Below are 17,324 nucleotides of genomic sequence, written 5' to 3'. Positions count from 1 at the left end.
CGACGAGACGCGCGGGTGAACGGCGGGGGGACGGGGACGGATCTGCGGGACGTACGGGGACGGGCGTACGGGCCGGGCACGCGGGCGGGCGTACGGGACCGGACGTGCGGGACCGGGCGTACGGATCGGGCGTGCGGGACCGGGCGTACGGATCGGGCACGCGGCCGGGCGCACGGGACCGGACGCACGGACCGGGTGTGCGGGACCGGACCCACGGGCCGGGCGTGCGGCACGGCACGGCAGCGGGGCCGGGGGCGGCACCACCCGCCCCCGGCCCCTCGCCGTACCGCCGCCGGGTCCTCTCTCGGGACCCTCCACCGGGCCTCTTCCCCGGCGGCGGGCGCCGGCCTCCTCAGGCCGGCCGTCCGGGCGTCTCCGCCCGGTCGTACAGGGGGAACCCCCGATCGGCCTTCCGGCCGCCGCCCACGACCCCGACGCGCCGGATGCCGCCGCCCGGACCGGCGCTCACGCCGCCACCTCGGCGGCCGTCACCGTGCGGACGAGGTGGCGGGAGTACGCCTCCGGGGTGAAGAAGAGGGGCAGTTCGGCGGCGAGCGCGGCGCTCTCGAAGAGTGCCCGCACCTCGTCGAGCGCCGCCCACGGGAACTCGGCGCCGAGCGCGGCCAGTTCGCGGTCGAGCAGTTCCAGGACCGTGCCGCGGTCGACGGTCCGGTGCCGGAGCCACTGCCAGATCTGGACGCGGGCGATCTCGGCGGTCGCGGCGTCCTCCACCAGGCCGTCGACCGTGACCGACCCCTGCCCGCGGATCCAGGCGTCGAAGTAGCGCAGCACCACGGTGATGTTGGCGCGGACGCCCTCCTCGGTCGGCGGCCCGCCGACCCGGCGCACCGCGAGCAGCTCCCCGGCGGTCACCCGCACGTCCTCGCGGGCCCGGTCGAGCTGGTGCGGGCGGTCCCCGAGCACCCCGTCGAAGACCTCGCGGCAGACCGGCACCAGGCCCGGGTGGGCCACCCGGGAGCCGTCGAAGCCGTCCTCCGCCTCCCGCTCCTTGTCCAGGCGGACCGCGGCGAGCACGGCCTCGTGCGCCGCCGGGTCCCCGGCGGGGACCCGGGCGGCCGTGGCGCCGATCGCATGGGCGCCGCGCCGGTGGCAGGTCCGCACGAGCAGCTCGGTGTACGCCCGCATGAACGGCGCCGTCATCGTCACCTTCGCCCGGTCGGGCAGCAGGAAGTCGGAGCGGTGGCCGAAGGTCTTGATCAGGCTGAACAGGTAGTCCCGGCGGCCCGCGTCGAGCCCCGAACTGTGCTCCCGCAGCTCGTGCAGGATCTCCTCCATCTCGAACGCGGCCGTGATCGTCTCGACGAGGACGGTCGCGCGGACGGTGCCCCGGGGGATGTCCAGGAGCTCCTGGGCCAGCAGGAACACGTCGTTCCAGAGGCGCGCCTCGTACCGGTTCTCCAGCTTGGGCAGGGAGAAGTACGGGCCGTATCCGGCGTCGATCCGCCGCCGGGCGCAGTGGAAGAAGTACAGGCCGAAGTCGACGAGCGCGGCCGGCACCGGGCCGCCGTCGAATTCCAGGTGCTCCTCGTCGAGGTGCCAGCCGCGCGGCCGGACCACGATCGTCGGCAGCCGGCCCTCGCGGAGCCGGTACTCCCGGCCCTCGGCGGTGGTGAAGTCGAGGCGCCGCTCGCACGCGTCGAGCAGGACGAGCTGGCCCTCGATCACGTTCTCCCAGGTGGGCGCGGTGGCGTCCTCGAAGTCGGCCGTCCACGCACTGGCACCGGAGTTGAGCGCGTCGACGGCCGCCCGCCGCTCCGGCGGACCGGTGATCTCCACCCGGCGGTCGATGAGCCCGGGGGCGGGCGGGGCGACCCGCCAGTCCGGGTCGGCGCGCACGGCGGAGGTGGTGAGAGGGAAGTCGAGCGGCGAGCCGGTGGCGAGCCGGATGGCCTGCCGGCGCCGCTCCTTCAGGAGCCACCGCCGGCGCTCGGTGAAGGCGGTGGCGAGACGGCCGACGAAGTCCAGGGCGTCGGCGGTGAGGATCTCGTCGTGGCGGTCGCCCGGGGCCGCGAGCACGCGGACCTGGCGGGTAGGGACGGCGCTGGTGGTCATCGGTGTCTCCTGAAGGGGAGCGGAGGAGCGAGTGGTACGGGGAGGGGTGCGGGGACGGGTGACGTGGACACCCGCCCCCGCGGCTCGGGAGACACCCCCTTAGTGGAACTGCTCCTCCTCCGTGGACCCGGCGAGCGCGGTCGTGGAGGAGGCGGGGTTGACGGCGGTGGAGACCAGGTCGAAGTAGCCGGTGCCGACCTCGCGCTGGTGCTTGACGGCGGTGAAGCCGTGCTCCTGCGCGGCGAACTCGCGCTCCTGGAGATCGACGTAGGCGGTCATGCCGTGCTCCGCGTAGCCGCGGGCCAGGTCGAACATGCCGTGGTTGAGCGAGTGGAAGCCGGCCAGGGTGATGAACTGGAACTTGTAGCCCATGGCGCCCAGTTCGCGCTGGAACTTGGCGATCTGGTCGTCGTCCAGGGCCGCCTTCCAGTTGAAGGACGGCGAGCAGTTGTAGGCGAGCATCCGGTCCGGGTACTGGGCGTGGATGGCCTCGGCGAACTCGCGGGCCTGCGCCAGGTCCGGGGTGCCGGTCTCGACCCAGATGAGGTCGGCGTACGGGGCGTAGGCCAGGCCGCGGGCGATGACCGGCGCCATGCCGCCCCGCACCCGGTGGAAGCCCTCCGCCGTGCGCTCGCCCGTGACGAACTCGGCGTCGCGCTCGTCGACGTCGCTGGTCAGCAGGTTCGCGGCGAGGGCGTCGGTGCGGGCGATGACCAGGGTCGGGGTGCCGGCGATGTCGGCGGCGAGCCGGGCCGCGTTGAGGGTGCGGACGTGCTGCGAGGTGGGCACGAGCACCTTGCCGCCGAGGTGGCCGCACTTCTTCTCCGAGGCGAGCTGGTCCTTGTAGTGGATGCCCGCCGCACCGGCCGCGATCATCGCCTTGGTCAGCTCGAAGGCGTTCAGCGGACCGCCGAACCCGGCCTCGGCGTCGGCGACGATCGGCGCGAGCCAGTCCGTCGTGTCCGTGCCGCCCTCGGCGGTGGCGATCTGGTCGGCGCGCAGCAGCGCGTTGTTGATCCGGCGGACCACCTGCGGCACCGAGTTGACCGGGTAGAGGCTCTGGTCGGGGTAGGTGTGGCCGGCCTGGTTGGCGTCGGCGGCGACCTGCCAGCCGGACAGGTAGATCGCCTGGAGCCCGGCCCGGACCTGCTGCACGGCCTGGCCGCCGGTCAGCGCGCCGAGCGCGTGGACGTAGTCGAGCTCGTGCAACTGCCGCCACAGGCGCTCCGCGCCGCGCCGGGCGAGGGTGTGCTCCTCGCGGACGCTGCCCGAGAGGCGGACGACGTCCTCGGCGCCGTAGGTGCGCTCGACGCCCTTCCAGCGGGGGTCCGTGGCCCACTGCCGCGCCAGCTCTTCGGCCGCCTGGTTTCCTGCCTGCGCCATGATGGTCCCTCCCGGGGGGTGTCGAACTTTGCGAAGCCCTGCGAAGGGTCGCGGGGCTCCGTACGAGATGACGGGCGGCCCGCCGGGCCCCGGGCGGAGACGACCGGGTCCTACGACGTCAGGGCATGAGCCGTGCCCCGAACTCCGCCTCCTGGTGGGGCACGGCGGGCCGTGGTCCGACTCTCGCAGTGGCACTCCGTGCCAACAACCGTGGCCGCCCGCCAACTTCTGCGAATCTTCCGACGCAGGCCTGCCAAGTTTGCGAAGCTCTGAAAGGACGCGGATTGGCCTAGGGTGTGGCCCACGCACGACCCGAGGGAGGACAGCCGTGAGCAAGATCTACGCCGGAGCGCGGCTGCGACGCCTGCGCGAGGAGCGCCGGCTGACCCAGGCGGACCTGGCCAGGGTGCTCAGGATCTCGCCCAGCTACCTGAACCAGATGGAGCACGACACCCGCCCCCTCACGGTCCCCGTCCTCCTGCGGGTCACCGAGTCGTTCGGCGTCGACCCCGACTTCTTCTCCGAGCGGGACACCGGCCGGCTCCTGGCCGACCTGCGCGAGACCCTCGCCGACGAACTCGACCGCGCCGCGCTCTCCGCCGCCGACCTCGCGGAACTCGCCTCCCGCCTCCCGCACGTGGCCGCCGTCCTCCTCGACCTCGGCCGCGGCCGCCAGGCCCTCACCGAACGCCTCGCCGCCCTGACCGGCGACCGCGACGACTCCCTCGCCCCGGACCCGGCACGCGCCCGCACGCCGCACGAGGAGATCCGCGAGTTCTTCTACCGGCGCCGCAACTACCTCCACGACGCCGACCTGGCGGCCGAGGAGCTCGCGGAGGAGATCGGCGTCCGCCCCGGAGAGGTGCGCCGCGCCCTCGCCGCCCGGCTCGACGAGCGCCACGGCGTCCGGATCACCGCCGACGCCGAGGCCGACCGGCAGCTCCACCGCTACGACCCCGCCGCCCGCATCCTGCACCTCTCGCCCCGGCTGCGCCCCGGCCAGCAGGCCTTCCGCATGGCCACCCAGCTCGCCCTGCTCGAACAGGACGCCCTGCTCTCCGCGTACGCCTCCGAGGACTACGAGGAGGGCTCCCGCACCTGGTCCCTGGCCCGCATCGGCGTCGCCCACTACCTCGCGGCCGCGCTCGTCCTCCCGTACCGCGCCTTCCACGCCGCCGCGGAGGAGACGCGCTACGACATCGAGCGGCTCACCGACCGCTCCGGACTCGGCTACGAGACCGTCTGCCACCGCCTCAGCACCCTCCAGCGCCCGCGCCTGCGCGGGGTCCCGTTCTCCTTCGTCCGGGTGGACCGGGCCGGGAACATGTCCAAGCGGCAGTCCGCCACCGGCTTCCACTTCTCCCGCGCCGGCGGCACCTGTCCCCTCTGGAACGTGTACGAGGCCTTCGCCGCCCCCGGCCGCATCCACGTCCAGGTGGCGGCCATGCCCGACGGACAGCGCTACCTGTGGACCGCCCGCACGGTGACCCGCCACCGCGGCGGCTGGGGCGACCCCGGCAAGACCTTCGCCATCGGCCTCGGCTGCGAACTGCGCCACGCCTCCCGGCTCGTCTACTCCGACGGCCTCGACCTCGACAACAGGGCCGCCGCCACCCCGATCGGCATGGGCTGCCGCGTCTGCGAACGCCTCGACTGCCCCCAGCGGGCGGTCCCCCCGCTGGGCCGCGCCCTCGCCGTCGACGAACACACCAGCACGTTCGTGCCGTACGCGGTGGAGGGTTAGGGCCTGCCCGGACCGGATTGGACCGGACCGGATACTGTCCGGACGATCTCGGAACGGCGGGGGACACGGTGGACTGGACGACGCTCCTTGGCGGGGTGGCCGCCGGGCTGCTGATCTCCGTCGTGACCGCCCCGGCCGGGGTGTCGGGGGCGGTGTTCCTGCTCCCGGTCCAGCTCAGCGTCTTCGCCGTGCCGAACCCGTCCGTCACCCCGACGAACCTGCTGTTCAACGTGGTCGCGGGCCCCGGCGCCCTGTGGCGCCACGGCAGGACCGGCGCCCTGCGCGGACCGCTCGTCCGGCGCCTGGTGGCGGGCACCCTCCCCGGCGTGGTGATCGGCGCCGTCGTGCGCGTCCTCGCCCTCCCGGGCCCCACCGTCTTCCGCGTCCTCATCGCCGCGCTCCTGCTGCCCCTGGGCGTGTGGCTGTGCGTCCGCACCCTGCGCCCCGCCCGCAAGCGGCCCGCCGCCGAGCCCTCGCCCCGCACCGTCACCGGACTCGCCCTGGCCGTGGGGGTGATCGGCGGGATCTACGGCATCGGCGGCGGCTCCCTCCTCGGCCCGGTCCTGGCGGGCCGGGGCGTCCCCGTCGCCCGCGTGGCCCCGGCCGCCCTCGCCGCCACTTTCACGACCTCCGTCGTCGGGGCCGCCACCTTCGCCCTGCTCTCCCTCACCACCACCGAGGCCGCCGCCCCGGACTGGGCCCTGGGCCTCGCCTGCGGCCTCGGCGGCCTGATCGGCGGCTACCTCGGCGCCCGCCTCCAGCCCCACCTCCCCGAGACCGCCCTCCGCCTCCTCCTCGGCACCCTCGCGACGACCCTCGGCGGGCTGTACGCGGCCCAGGCGCTGTTCTGATCGGGGGAACGGACGGCGGCGCGCGCATCGGACCGGAAGGCGCGGGTAACAGAGGTCACCTCTACCGCATTCCGGGAGGAACCACGCATGGCCGAGATCACCGCCCACCACGGGCTGTTCCGCGACACCGCACTGCACGTGGACGACACCGGCGGGCCGGGCCGGCCGGTCGTCCTGATCCACGGCTGGCCGCTGTCGGGCGAGTCGTGGAAGTACCAGGTGCCGGCCCTCGCCGAGGCCGGGTACCGCGTCGTCACCTACGACCGCAGGGGGTTCGGCCGCAGCGACAAGCCCGTCCTGAACTACACGTACGACACGCTGGCCGACGACCTGAACGCCCTGCTGACCGAGCTGGACCTGCGCGACGTCACGCTGGTCGGCTTCTCGATGGGGGGCGGCGAGGTGGCGCGCTACGTCGCCTCGTACGGCACGGACCGGCTGCGCGGCGTCGTCCTCGCCTCCGCCGTGACGCCCTACATGCTCCAGACCTCCGGCAACCCCGACGGGCCCCTGACCAAGGCGGAGGCCGCCAAAATGGGGGCCTCGCTCACCAAGGACCAGGACGCGTTCTACGACGGGTTCATGCGGGACTTCTTCTCGGCCGACGGCGAACTGAAGGTCACCGAGGAGCAGCTCCGCGAGGCCCGCGCCCTGTGCGACCAGGCGGACAAGAAGGCCGCCCTGGCGTGCATGACGCTCTTCGGCGCCACCGACTTCCGCGACGACCTGGGGAAGTTCGGGACGCTGCCCACCCTGGTGCTGCACGGGGACAGCGACGCCACGGTCCCGTTCGAGGGCTCCGGCGCCCGGACCCGCGACGCGCTGCCCCACAGCCGGGTCCACCTGGTCCCGGGCGGCCCGCACGGCGTCAACGTCAGCCACGCGGCGGAGTGGAACCGCGTGCTGCTCGACTTCCTGGACTAGGACAGCGGTCGAGACGCCGGCGCGCGGTGTCGGCACGCCCGGAAACCCGGTTGACCCGCGGTGGAAGATAAAGGGGTGATCTCCAAGGAGCGTGCCGTCGAACGGGTGGAGTCGTTGCTGGCCACGAGCGGGCTGCCGCACGAACCGGTCGTCCACGGGGTGGAGGAGCACGCGTTCGGCTGGCTCATCGTCTGGGACTCGGCGGAGTACGCCCGCACCCGTGATCCACGTGACTCCCTCGTCGGCGGCGGTCCCTACCTGGTGGACCGGTACGACGGGAGCGTCCACCACATTCCCGTCACCACGTGGGTGGGCGAGGGCTGGGAGGAGCTCTACCTCCGGCAGGTCAGGGGGGTGCGGGCGCCCGACCCCCTGGCCGCTTCCGTGCGCGCGCTGGTGGACTCCGCCGGAACGGTGGCCGCGATGAACCACCTCCGCAAGCGGGCTCCGCGCCTGGGCCTCCAGGAGGCCAAGGCCTACGTCATGGCCGTCCGGGACGGGTCCGAGCCGCCGCACGAACTGGCCGACCTCACGCGGGAGGAAGAGGTCTGCCCGCCGCTGGCGATCGAGACGCTGGCCGGCCCGGACCGGCAGCGGTCCGCTTGAGGGACGGCCCCGGCAACGGCGGGGACGGGCCTGCGGCAGCGCTCCCGCCCGCCGGGCCTGCGGCAGCGCCCCGGCCCACCGGGCTTACGGCAGCGCCCCCGCCCGCCGCGCCGCCACCACCGCCTCCATCCGCGTGTGCGCCCCCAGCTTCCGCATCGCCGAGCGCAGGTAGCCCTTCACCGTCTCGGGGCGCAGCCCGAGCCGGGCGGCCGCCGTCGCGTTCGTGGCGCCCGAGGCCACCGCCGCCAGGACGTCCGTCTCGCGCGGGGTCAGGGTCACGCCCGGGAGGGCGGCGGGGGAGCCGGAGGCCGTCTCCAGGCGGCCACAGACCGCGAGGAGCCGTTCCCGCAGCTCCGGGTCCGCGACCTTCGGCGCCAGCTCGCGCAGCTCGCCGTACGCCTGCCGGACCTCCTCCCAGGAGGGGCCCGGCGGGGGCGGGGCCAGGAGCTCCCGGACCTCGTCCCGTACCGCGAGGGCCTGTTCCACGTCCCGGGCCGCCGCGACCGCCGCGTCGAAGACCCGCTCGCCGACCGGCAGCGCGTCGCGCAGCGCCCCGTACAGCACGCCCCGCACCTTCCGGCGCACGACGACCGGCACCGCGATCACCGACCGCAGCCCCTCCGCCGACACCGCGCCGTCGTACTCGTGGGTGATGTGCCGCGCCGAGCGGTAGTCCGTCACCGCGCACGGCCGCCCGAGCGCCAGGCACTTCCCGCCCAGGCCGGAGCCCGCCGAGATCGCGAGCCCGCGCAGGGCCGGCGTCACCGCGCCGTTCAGCTCCCCGATCCGCAGCCCGCGGGTCTCGTGCAGCAGTCCCCCGAAGACCACCGGGAGCCCGGTGGCGCGGCGCAGCCTCAGCAGCGCCCCGCGCAGCTCCACCGACGATTCGACGTGCTCGCGCACCGCGCTCTCCTTCGTGGCCGCCGGCCCCGCCGCGCCGGCCCTCGCCGTCCGCGGGTTCACCCCCGAACGGGGGTGGTGAGACCTGGGTCACTGATTACACGATGTCCTGGACCGGTCCCGCAACGAGGAGGACACATGGCGGCAACCAGCGCGACCGAGGAGTTCCGGGCCGCCCGGGACTTCCTCCTCGAACACCGGGAGGACTACGAGGCGGCCCGCGCGGGCTTCGCCTGGCCCCGGCCCGAGCGGTTCAACTGGGCGCTCGAATGGTTCGACGTCGTCGCGGAGGGCAACGACCGCACCGCCCTGCACATCGTGGAGGAGGACGGCTCCGAGGCGAAGGTGTCCTTCGCGGAGATGTCCGCCCGCTCGAACCGGGTCGCGAACCGGCTCCGATCCCTGGGCGTGCGCGCCGGCGACCGGATCGTCGTCATGCTGGGCAACCAGGTCGAGCTGTGGGAGACCGTCCTCGCCGCGATGAAGCTGCGGGCCGTCGTCATCCCCGCCACCCCGCTCCTCGGCCCCGCCGACCTGCGCGACCGCGTCGACCGGGGCCGCGCCCGCCACGTCCTCGTGCGCGCCGAGGACACCGCCAAGTTCGACGACGTCCCCGGCGACTACACCCGGATCGCGGTCGGCGGCGACGGGACGGGGGAGTGGCTGGAGTACGAGCTCGCCGCCCGCGAGTCCGCCGACTTCGCGCCGGACGGCGACACCCTCGCCGACGACACCCTGATGCTGTACTTCACCTCCGGCACGACCGCCCGCCCCAAACTGGTCGAGCACACCCACACCTCGTACCCGGTCGGCCACCTCGCCACCATGTACTGGATCGGACTCAGGCCCGGCGACGTGCACCTCAACATCTCCTCGCCCGGCTGGGCCAAGCACGCCTGGTCCAACCTCTTCGCCCCGTGGAACGCCGAGGCGACCGTCTTCGTCCACAACTACACGCGCTTCGACCCGGCCCGCCTCATGGACGAGATGGAGCGGAACGGGATCACCAGCTTCTGCGCCCCGCCGACCGTGTGGCGGATGCTGATCCAGGCCGACCTGGGACAGCTCAAGACCCCGCCGCGCGAGGTCGTCGCCGCCGGCGAACCGCTCAACCCCGAGGTCATCGAGGCCGTCCGGCGCGCCTGGGGCACCACCGTCCGGGACGGCTTCGGCCAGACCGAGACCGCCGTCCAGGTCTCCAACAGTCCCGGCCAGCGGCTCAAGGAGGGCTCCATGGGCCGCCCCAGCCCCGGCTACCGGGTCACCCTGGTCGACCCGGTGACCGGCCGCCCGGACGCCGACGAGGGCGAGATCTGCCTCGACCTGTCCGACCGCCCGGTGGGCCTGATGGCCGGCTACCACGGCGACCCGGAGCGCACGGCGGAGGCGATGGCCGGCGGCCACTACCGCACCGGCGACATCGGCGCGCGGGACGCGGACGGGTACATCACGTACATCGGCCGCAGCGACGACGTCTTCAAGGCCTCCGACTACAAGATCAGCCCCTTCGAGCTGGAGAGCGCGCTCCTGGAGCACGAGGCCGTCGCCGAGGCCGCCGTCGTGCCCGCCCCCGACCCGCTGCGGCTCGCCGTCCCCAAGGCGTACGTGGTCCTCGCGGCGGGCTGGGAGCCGGGTCCGGAGACCGCGAAGGCCCTCTTCGCGCACTCGCGCGAGGTCCTCGCCCCGTACAAGCGGATCCGGCGGATCGAGTTCGCCGACCTGCCCAAGACCGTCTCCGGCAAGATCCGCCGCGTGGAACTGCGCCGCCTCACCGCCGAGGGCTGCGGCACCGAGTACACGGAAGGGGACCTCGCGTGAGCGCGCCGAAGGAACTCTCGTACGCCCGCGGCACCTCCACCACCCCGCTCCTCGGCGACACCATCGGCGCCGATCTGGACCGGGCCGTCGCCGCCTGGCCCGACCGCGAGGCGCTCGTCGACGTGCCCACCGGACGCCGCTGGACGTACGCGGAGTTCGGCGCCGACGTGGACCGGCTCGCCGGGGCGCTGCTCGGCAGCGGCGTCCGCAAGGGCGACCGGGTCGGCGTCTGGGCGGTGAACTGCCCGGAGTGGGTCCTCGTCCAGTACGCCACCGCCCGTGTCGGCGCCGTCATGGTCACCGTCAACCCGGCCTATCGCGCCCACGAGTTGGCGTACGTGCTGAACCAGTCGGGCGTCTCCCTGCTCTTCGCCTCGCTCGCCCACAAGACGAGTGACTACCGGGCGATGGTCGACCAAGTACGGGGAGAATGCCCGGGGTTGCGCGAGACGGTGTACTTCGGGGACGCGAGCTGGGACGCGTTCCTCGCCCGGACGCCCGGGGAGCTGCGCCCGGAGCCGCTCTCCTGCGACGAGCCCGTCAACATCCAGTACACCTCGGGGACCACGGGCTTCCCCAAGGGGGCCACGCTCTCCCACCACAACATCCTCAACAACGGTTACTTCGTGGGGGAGATGATCGCCTACACCGAGCAGGACCGGATCTGCGTCCCCGTCCCCTTCTACCACTGCTTCGGCATGGTCATGGGCAACCTCGCGGCCACCTCGCACGGCGCCTGCATCGTGATCCCCGCCCCCTCCTTCGACCCCGCCGCCACCCTCCGGGCGGTCCAGGAGGAGCGCTGCACCTCCCTGTACGGGGTGCCGACGATGTTCATCGCGGAGCTGAACCTCCCCGACTTCGCGACGTACGACCTGTCCACCCTCCGCACCGGGATCATGGCGGGCTCGCCGTGCCCGGTGGAGGTGATGAAGCGGGTGGTCGCCGAGATGAACATGGCGGAGGTCTCGATCTGCTACGGCATGACCGAGACCTCCCCCGTCTCCACCCAGACCCGCCGCGACGACGACCTGGAGCGCCGCACCGGCACCGTAGGGCGGGTCCTGCCGCACGTCGAGGTGAAGGTCGTCGACCCGGCGAGCGGACTGACCGTGGAGCGCGGTGCGGCGGGGGAGCTGTGCACCCGCGGCTACGGCGTGATGCTCGGCTACTGGGACGAGCCGGAGAAGACCGCCGAGGCGATCGACCCGGGCCGCTGGATGCACACCGGCGACCTGGCGGTGATGCGCGAGGACGGCTACGTGCGGATCGTCGGCCGCATCAAGGACATGATCATCCGGGGCGGGGAGAACGTCTACCCGCGCGAGATCGAGGAGTTCCTCCACGGCCACGCCAAGATCGCGGACGTCCAGGTGGTCGGCGTCCCCGACGAGCGGTACGGCGAGGAGATCCTGGCCTGCGTGATCCCGCGCGACCCGGCCGACCCGCCCACCCCGGAGGAGATCACGGCCTTCTGCCGCGACCGCCTCGCCCACTACAAGATCCCGCGCCGGGTGGAGATCCTCACGGAGTTCCCCATGACGGTGAGCGGGAAGGTGCGGAAGGTGGAGCTGCGGGAGCGGTACGCGGAAGGCTGAGGACGCGGTCAGGAGGCGTCGGTGAGGCCCCTGCGCATGCAGACGCGGGGCCGGGCCGCCAGGCCGTGGGCCGCCTCCGCGCGGACGATCGCGCGGAGGCCCTCCGTGAGCGCCGGATCGTCGTCGGCGATCGTCGTCATGCCGAGGGAGCGGAACGGTTCGCCCGCCGCCCGCTCGATGTCCTGGAGCAGCGGGAGTTCGGCCGCGACGGCCGCTCCGATGCGCATGCGACAGTATGGACCGGGGCCCCGGGGCGGGTGCGGCGCGGCCCTCAGGGGCGGGCGGTGCCGCCCGGCGGCGGCCGGTTCCGGTCCGCGTCCCCGGGCCGGTCGAGCAGCCCGCCGTCCCGCGAGAAGCGGGGCAGGAACAGGGCGAGCGCCGGGTCCCCGTACAGCGCCACGTACAGCTGGACGAGGCGTCCGTCCGTCACCTCCCGCCGGTGGGCCGGCAGCGGGTACCGCTCCCGCAGCCCGGCGAGCAGCCGCCGCGCCGCGCCGGTCGTGACGGGCAGCCGCAGCAGCACCGCCGCCGCCCCGAGGACCGGCGGAACCCCGACCGCGAGGACTCCCGGCAGGTCCGCCCCGGTCGCCCCGGTCGCGAACGACCCCACGAGGACCGTCAGGACGACGCAGCCGAGCAGCGTCCGCACCACCCACAGTTGCGCGACCGGCCGCAGCAGCCCGGCCCCGCGCAGCTCGCCGCTCAGCGCGTCCACGGCCCGCCGCGTCTCGGGACGCTGCGTGAGGTCGCCCAGGGCGAGGGCCCGGCGGAGCGCCCCGTGCACCCCGAGCTGCACGGGGTCACGGGTCCGGCCCGGCCCGCCGTTGGCCCGAATCGTATGTTTACGGCCCGCCGCGACCGCTCCGCGCTGGTGCAGCGCCACGAGCGCCACGGTGACGGCCGCCCGCCGCCCGCCCCGCAGCAGCGCGAGCGCCTGCGGCGTCGGCACGGCGTCCGCGTCCTTCGTCCCGCTCTCCCGGCTGCACGTTCGCAACAGCGCGGCGGCGACCAGCAGTTGGACCCAGGCCGCTCCGATGAACCACCACATCCCCGTCGGCATGACGCCCACCCCCCAAGGGAGTTGTGCCCGGCGGAGCGTGTTCCTCACGCGTGAATGGCCGATTTCGGATGCCGAGGTGTTGTGGGGGGAGGCCGGGGGCGCGCTCCGCCGGACCCGGGCGCCGGGTGCGGGCGCGGAGGAGCGCGGGCGCGGGGTCAGGCGCCGCCCGCGGCCAGGTCGTCGGCGGCGCGGTTGACCGGCTGCGGGGTGCCGGTCAGGTCGAGGACGAAGAGCGGGAGGCCGATCTCGGCGGCGCGCGCACGGGCCTCCGGGGTGTAGCCCGCGAGCGAGAAGAACGCGCTCGTGGCCGAGGCGCTCAGACCGTTGAGCCAGAGGCACTCGACCGCCCGCGGCCCGGTGGGGCGGGTGCTCGGGTCCACCTGGGCGACGAGCCCCGGCGCCCGCAGGTCCACCCCGGACGGGGGCCGCTCCTCGGGCTGGACGACGTCCCGGAAGCCGAGCCAGCGCAGGTATCCGGCGGCCGCGGCCACCGCGTCCCGCCCGGTCCGGATCGTCACGGGCCGGAAGGCGCCGCGCACCGGGTCCGGGCGCGGGGCCGCGGGCGGCGGCGGGACGTGTCCGGGGTAGCGCTCGGCGAACGTACGGTACGGCCTCCGGCGCGGTGGGGCGCCGGGCCCCTGAGGGTCGCCGTGGCCGGTGCGGCCGGGGGTACCGGTGCAGGGCCGGTCGGCACCGGTCGTGCTGCCGGGGCTCGTGCGGCCGGAGCCCGTGCCGCCGGATCCCGTACCGCCAGGGGCCGCCCCGTCCGGACCGGGAGGGGTCGGGCCGGGGCCCGCCGCTCGGGGCGGGACCGCGTCGGGACGGCCGGCCGGGTCGCCCGTACCGTCGGACCGGTCGCCCGGCTCGTTCGGGTCCTCCGGCCCGCCCGCGGAGCGCACCGTGTCCGTCGTCCGGACCGGCACCCGCAGGACCGCGCCGCACTGGCAGCCGAGCTCCGGGTGGGGCCAGTCGTCCTCGCGGCCGCAGGCACCGCAGCGGACGGTGACCCACTCGTCCGTCCAGTTCCGGTGCGTGATCGGCTCCGCCACCGCGCCCGCCGCCACCGACGGGGCCACGGGGCTCCCGCACGCGCAGGGGAAGACGGGTGCCGCGTACGCCTGCGTGCTCAGGCATTCCGGGCAGCGCACCGGTACCGAATCGCCCACGGTCCAACCCCCTGTCGTCCGCTCCCATCGTCCACCCATCCACCACTCCGAGGGAGGGTGTTCGGCCACTTCGGACACCTGGAAACACCCCTGAATCGCCCCTGAACCGGCCCTGAACCGGCCCCGAATCGTCCCCGAACCGTTTCGGCACCCGGACCTCCCTTGACGGTTCTTCGCCACCCCACCTACATTGCTTCCACATAGCAGAACAGCTTTTCCGTATTACGGAAACAGGCGACGAGCCCCCGAGTCGAGGGGGAGTCCGCCTGGATCCGCCCGGCCGAAGCAGGAGCACTCCCCATGCCTCGTATGACCGCCGCCGCAGCGGCCGTTGAGATCCTCAAGCGCGAAGGCGTCACCCAGGCGTTCGGCGTCCCCGGCGCGGCGATCAACCCCTTCTACCGCGAGCTCAAGAATGTGGGCGGCGTCGGCCACACGCTCGCCCGCCACGTCGAGGGCGCGTCCCACATGGCCGAGGGCTACACCCGTGCCAAGGCCGGCAACATCGGCGTCTGCATCGGCACGTCCGGCCCCGCCGGCACCGACATGATCACCGGCCTGTACTCGGCGATCGCCGACTCGATCCCGATCCTCTGCATCACCGGCCAGGCCCCGGTCTCGAAGCTCCACAAGGAGGACTTCCAGGCCGTCGACATCGCCAGCATCGCCAAGCCGGTCACCAAGGCCGCCACCACCGTCCTGGAGGCCGCGCAGGTCCCCGGCGTCTTCCAGCAGGCCTTCCACCTCATGCGCTCGGGGCGTCCCGGCCCGGTCCTCATCGACCTGCCGATCGACGTCCAGCTCACCGAGATCGAGTTCGACCCGGAGACGTACGAGCCGCTGCCGGTCTACAAGCCGCGCGCCACCCGCGCCCAGGCCGAGAAGGCCCTGTCCTTCCTCCTGGAGTCCGAGCGCCCGCTGATCGTCGCCGGCGGCGGCATCATCAACGCCGACGCCTCCGACCTGCTCGTCGAGTTCGCCGAGCTGACCGGCGTCCCGGTCATCTCCACCCTCATGGGCTGGGGCACCATCCCGGACGACCACGAGCTGGCCGCCGGCATGGTCGGCGTCCAGACCGCGCACCGCTACGGCAACGCGACCTTCCTGGAGTCCGACTTCGTCCTCGGCATCGGCAACCGCTGGGCCAACCGCCACACGGGCTACAACCTGGACGCCTACACCAAGGGCCGCAAGTTCGTCCACGTCGACATCGAGCCCACCCAGCTCGGCAAGATCTTCGCCCCGGACTACGGCATCGCCTCCGACGCCAAGGCCGCCCTGGAGCTCTTCCTGGAGATCGCCAAGGAGTGGAAGGCCGCCGGCCGCCTCCCCGACTTCACGGCCTGGGCCGCCTCCGCGCAGGAGCGCAAGGCCACCCTCCAGCGCCGCACGCACTTCGACAACATCCCGATGAAGCCGCAGCGCGTCTACGAGGAGATGAACAAGGCCTTCGGCCCGGAGACCCGGTACGTCACCACCATCGGCCTCTCCCAGATCGCCGCCGCGCAGTTCCTGCACGTCTACAAGCCGCGCCACTGGATCAACTGCGGCCAGGCCGGCCCGCTCGGCTGGACCATCCCGGCCGCCATCGGCGCCGCCACCGCCGACCCGGAGACCCCGGTCGTCGCGCTCTCCGGCGACTACGACTTCCAGTTCATGATCGAGGAGCTGGCGGTCGCCGCCCAGCACAAGGTCCCCTACGTCCACGTCCTCGTGAACAACGCCTACCTGGGCCTCATCCGGCAGGCGCAGGGCGGCCTCGGCATCAACTTCGAGGTCAACCTGGAGTTCGAGAACATCAACACCCCGGAGATCGGCGTCTACGGCGTCGACCACGTCAAGGTCGCCGAGGGTCTCGGCGTCAAGGCGATCCGCGTCGAGGACCCGGACAAGCTGGGCGAGGCCCTGGAGCAGGCCAAGAAGCTGGCCGTCGAGCACCGGGTCCCGGTCGTCGTCGAGGCGATCCTGGAGCGCATCACCAACATCGCGATGAGCAGGACGGTCGACATGAGCGACGTCACCGAGTTCGAGGACCTGGCCACCGAGCCCGGTCACGCGCCGACCGCGATCAAGGCCCTCCAGGTCTGATCCGGCCCCGGCCACAAGGCCCCCGTCCCGAGGAGCACCGGGACGGGGGCCGTCTCACGTCCCTCCCGCGCCCCGGGCCCGTACGTCCTGCGCCCGCACGCCCTGCGCCCGTACGAGCGCCGCGCCCGCCTCCGTCCACTCGTACAGGACCGACCGGCCCGCCCGTCCCCGCCGGACGAGGCCCGCCTCCCGCAGCACCTTCAGGTGCCGGCCCACCGAGCCGAGGCCCTGCCCGGTCAGGGTCACCAACTGGCTGGTGGACAGCGGGTTTTCGAGGCGTACGAGCACTCCCGCCCGCGCCGGTCCGAGGAGCGTGCCGAGCGCCCGCGGCACGCCGGGGCCCGAGGCGTCCGCCAGGACGCCCGCGCAGGGGTACACCACCGCGAACCGCTCCGTGCCCTCCCAGGACACCCAGCCCGTCGCCGGGGTCACCGGCACGAAGAGCAGCCGGCCGCCGTCGACCGAACGCGGCGGGTACGGGCGGGCGTTGACCTGGAGTCGGCCGTCGCCGAGCCAGCGCATCCGTCCCGGTGACAACTCGTCCAGGGCCGCCGCCCAGCCGCCCCGCCCCAGCCGCGCGGTCCGCGCCGTCACGTCGGCCTCGAGGATCCTCCGCCGCCGCGGCCACTCCGGAAGCACGGTCTCCTCCCACACCCACGCCAGGACCTCCGCCATCCGTCCGGGCAGGTCCCGCGCCGCACGCAGCGGCTCCGGCACGGGCCCGCCGAGCGCAACGGCCAGCTGCGGCACCGCGTCGGCCGGATCGACGGCGCGGACGGCCTCCACCTCCTCCTCGAAGGGCCGCTCGCCCTCGCCGAGCGGCGTCGGGGTCAGGAAGTCCGCGTTCCAGGTGGGGCCGATCGCGGCCCGGACGAGCAGGGCGTCGAGCGGTTCGGCCGCCAGGCGCGCCCGGTAGGCGGGCAACGCCCTGGCCAGCCAGGCCCGTTCGCCCGGGTGGCTCGCGGCGGCCGCGTGCAGGACCTTGAGCGCGGCGATCGTCTCGGCCAGCGGCGACACCACGAAACGGCCGCCCGCGAGCGAGTCGGTCCCGATCCGCCACCATCCCATCCCGCTGCCCCCGCCCTCTCTCCGGGCGCGTTCGTTTCGCCCCCG

Annotated in this window: 13 protein-coding genes and 1 pseudogene; 7 read left to right on the top strand and 7 right to left on the bottom strand. The window is 74.0% G+C overall.

Features of this window, described 5'->3' with window-relative positions:
• Positions 1–465: 465 nt before the first annotated feature.
• Positions 466–2,073: a malate synthase A gene (aceB, locus tag ACIP5O_RS30600; protein WP_401299047.1), complete on the bottom strand. Its 1,608-nt coding sequence runs from the start codon at positions 2,071–2,073 to the stop codon at positions 466–468.
• A gap of 99 nt (positions 2,074–2,172) precedes the next feature.
• Entirely contained in the window at positions 2,173–3,456 is a 1,284-nt protein-coding gene (gene aceA / locus ACIP5O_RS30595; protein WP_401299044.1) for an isocitrate lyase, read from the bottom strand.
• A gap of 328 nt (positions 3,457–3,784) precedes the next feature.
• On the opposite strand from aceA, the gene ACIP5O_RS30590 reads away from it, so the two are divergent.
• The 4 genes from ACIP5O_RS30590 to ACIP5O_RS30575 all read left to right on the top strand — a co-directional run bounded on the left by ACIP5O_RS30590 (position 3,785) and on the right by ACIP5O_RS30575 (position 7,581).
• Positions 3,785–5,200, top strand: a complete 1,416-nt coding sequence (locus tag ACIP5O_RS30590; RefSeq protein ID WP_401299041.1) for a short-chain fatty acyl-CoA regulator family protein — start codon at positions 3,785–3,787, stop codon at positions 5,198–5,200.
• Between the two features lie 68 nt (positions 5,201–5,268).
• On the top strand, positions 5,269–6,051 hold the full coding sequence (locus ACIP5O_RS30585; RefSeq protein WP_401299038.1) for a sulfite exporter TauE/SafE family protein: 783 nt from the start codon (positions 5,269–5,271) through the stop codon (positions 6,049–6,051).
• 87 nt (positions 6,052–6,138) lie between these two features.
• Positions 6,139–6,975, top strand: coding sequence for an alpha/beta fold hydrolase (locus ACIP5O_RS30580; RefSeq protein WP_401299035.1), 837 nt, complete (start codon positions 6,139–6,141; stop codon positions 6,973–6,975).
• A 75-nt stretch (positions 6,976–7,050) separates the two neighbouring features.
• A complete protein-coding gene (locus ACIP5O_RS30575; RefSeq protein ID WP_401299032.1) occupies positions 7,051–7,581 on the top strand; it encodes a YrhB domain-containing protein in 531 nt (176 codons plus the stop codon).
• A gap of 84 nt (positions 7,582–7,665) precedes the next feature.
• Here ACIP5O_RS30575 and ACIP5O_RS30570 read toward each other — a convergent pair whose 3' ends face one another.
• Positions 7,666–8,484 (bottom strand): helix-turn-helix transcriptional regulator, encoded by an 819-nt coding sequence (locus ACIP5O_RS30570; RefSeq protein ID WP_356548912.1) that lies wholly within the window; start codon positions 8,482–8,484, stop codon positions 7,666–7,668.
• A 135-nt stretch (positions 8,485–8,619) separates the two neighbouring features.
• Between ACIP5O_RS30570 and ACIP5O_RS30565 the strand changes: the two genes are divergently transcribed.
• A complete protein-coding gene (locus ACIP5O_RS30565) occupies positions 8,620–10,299 on the top strand; it encodes an AMP-binding protein (RefSeq protein ID WP_401299029.1) in 1,680 nt (559 codons plus the stop codon).
• Positions 10,296–11,897, top strand: coding sequence for an AMP-binding protein (locus tag ACIP5O_RS30560; protein ID WP_401299026.1), 1,602 nt, complete (start codon positions 10,296–10,298; stop codon positions 11,895–11,897). Before ACIP5O_RS30565 ends, ACIP5O_RS30560 begins: the two co-directional genes overlap by 4 nt.
• A 113-nt stretch (positions 11,898–12,010) precedes the next feature.
• Here the strand turns inward: ACIP5O_RS30560 and ACIP5O_RS30555 are convergent.
• The 3 genes and pseudogenes from ACIP5O_RS30555 to ACIP5O_RS30545 form a co-directional block, all read right to left on the bottom strand.
• Positions 12,011–12,124, bottom strand: a pseudogene (locus ACIP5O_RS30555) (GNAT family N-acetyltransferase); the annotation flags it as partial.
• 44 nt (positions 12,125–12,168) lie between these two features.
• Entirely contained in the window at positions 12,169–12,957 is a 789-nt protein-coding gene (locus tag ACIP5O_RS30550; protein ID WP_401299023.1) for a TIGR04222 domain-containing membrane protein, read from the bottom strand.
• Positions 12,958–13,112: 155 nt separating this feature from the next.
• Positions 13,113–14,033 carry a hypothetical protein gene (locus tag ACIP5O_RS30545; RefSeq protein WP_401299020.1) on the bottom strand — a complete coding sequence of 307 codons (921 nt, stop codon included), beginning with the start codon at positions 14,031–14,033 and terminating at the stop codon, positions 13,113–13,115.
• A gap of 390 nt (positions 14,034–14,423) precedes the next feature.
• Between ACIP5O_RS30545 and gcl the strand changes: the two genes are divergently transcribed.
• Positions 14,424–16,211 (top strand): glyoxylate carboligase, encoded by a 1,788-nt coding sequence (gene gcl / locus ACIP5O_RS30540; RefSeq protein ID WP_401299018.1) that lies wholly within the window; start codon positions 14,424–14,426, stop codon positions 16,209–16,211.
• Positions 16,212–16,265: 54 nt separating this feature from the next.
• Here the strand turns inward: gcl and ACIP5O_RS30535 are convergent, their stop codons facing one another.
• A complete protein-coding gene (locus ACIP5O_RS30535; protein ID WP_401299015.1) occupies positions 16,266–17,279 on the bottom strand; it encodes an ArsR family transcriptional regulator in 1,014 nt (337 codons plus the stop codon).
• Positions 17,280–17,324 lie beyond the last annotated feature (45 nt).

Origin of the sequence: Streptomyces sp. NPDC088915, from assembly GCF_044749825.1 — a bacterium.
In the GTDB taxonomy this organism is placed as follows: domain Bacteria; phylum Actinomycetota; class Actinomycetes; order Streptomycetales; family Streptomycetaceae; genus Streptomyces.
This window is presented reverse-complemented; position numbering and strand designations above follow the sequence as displayed.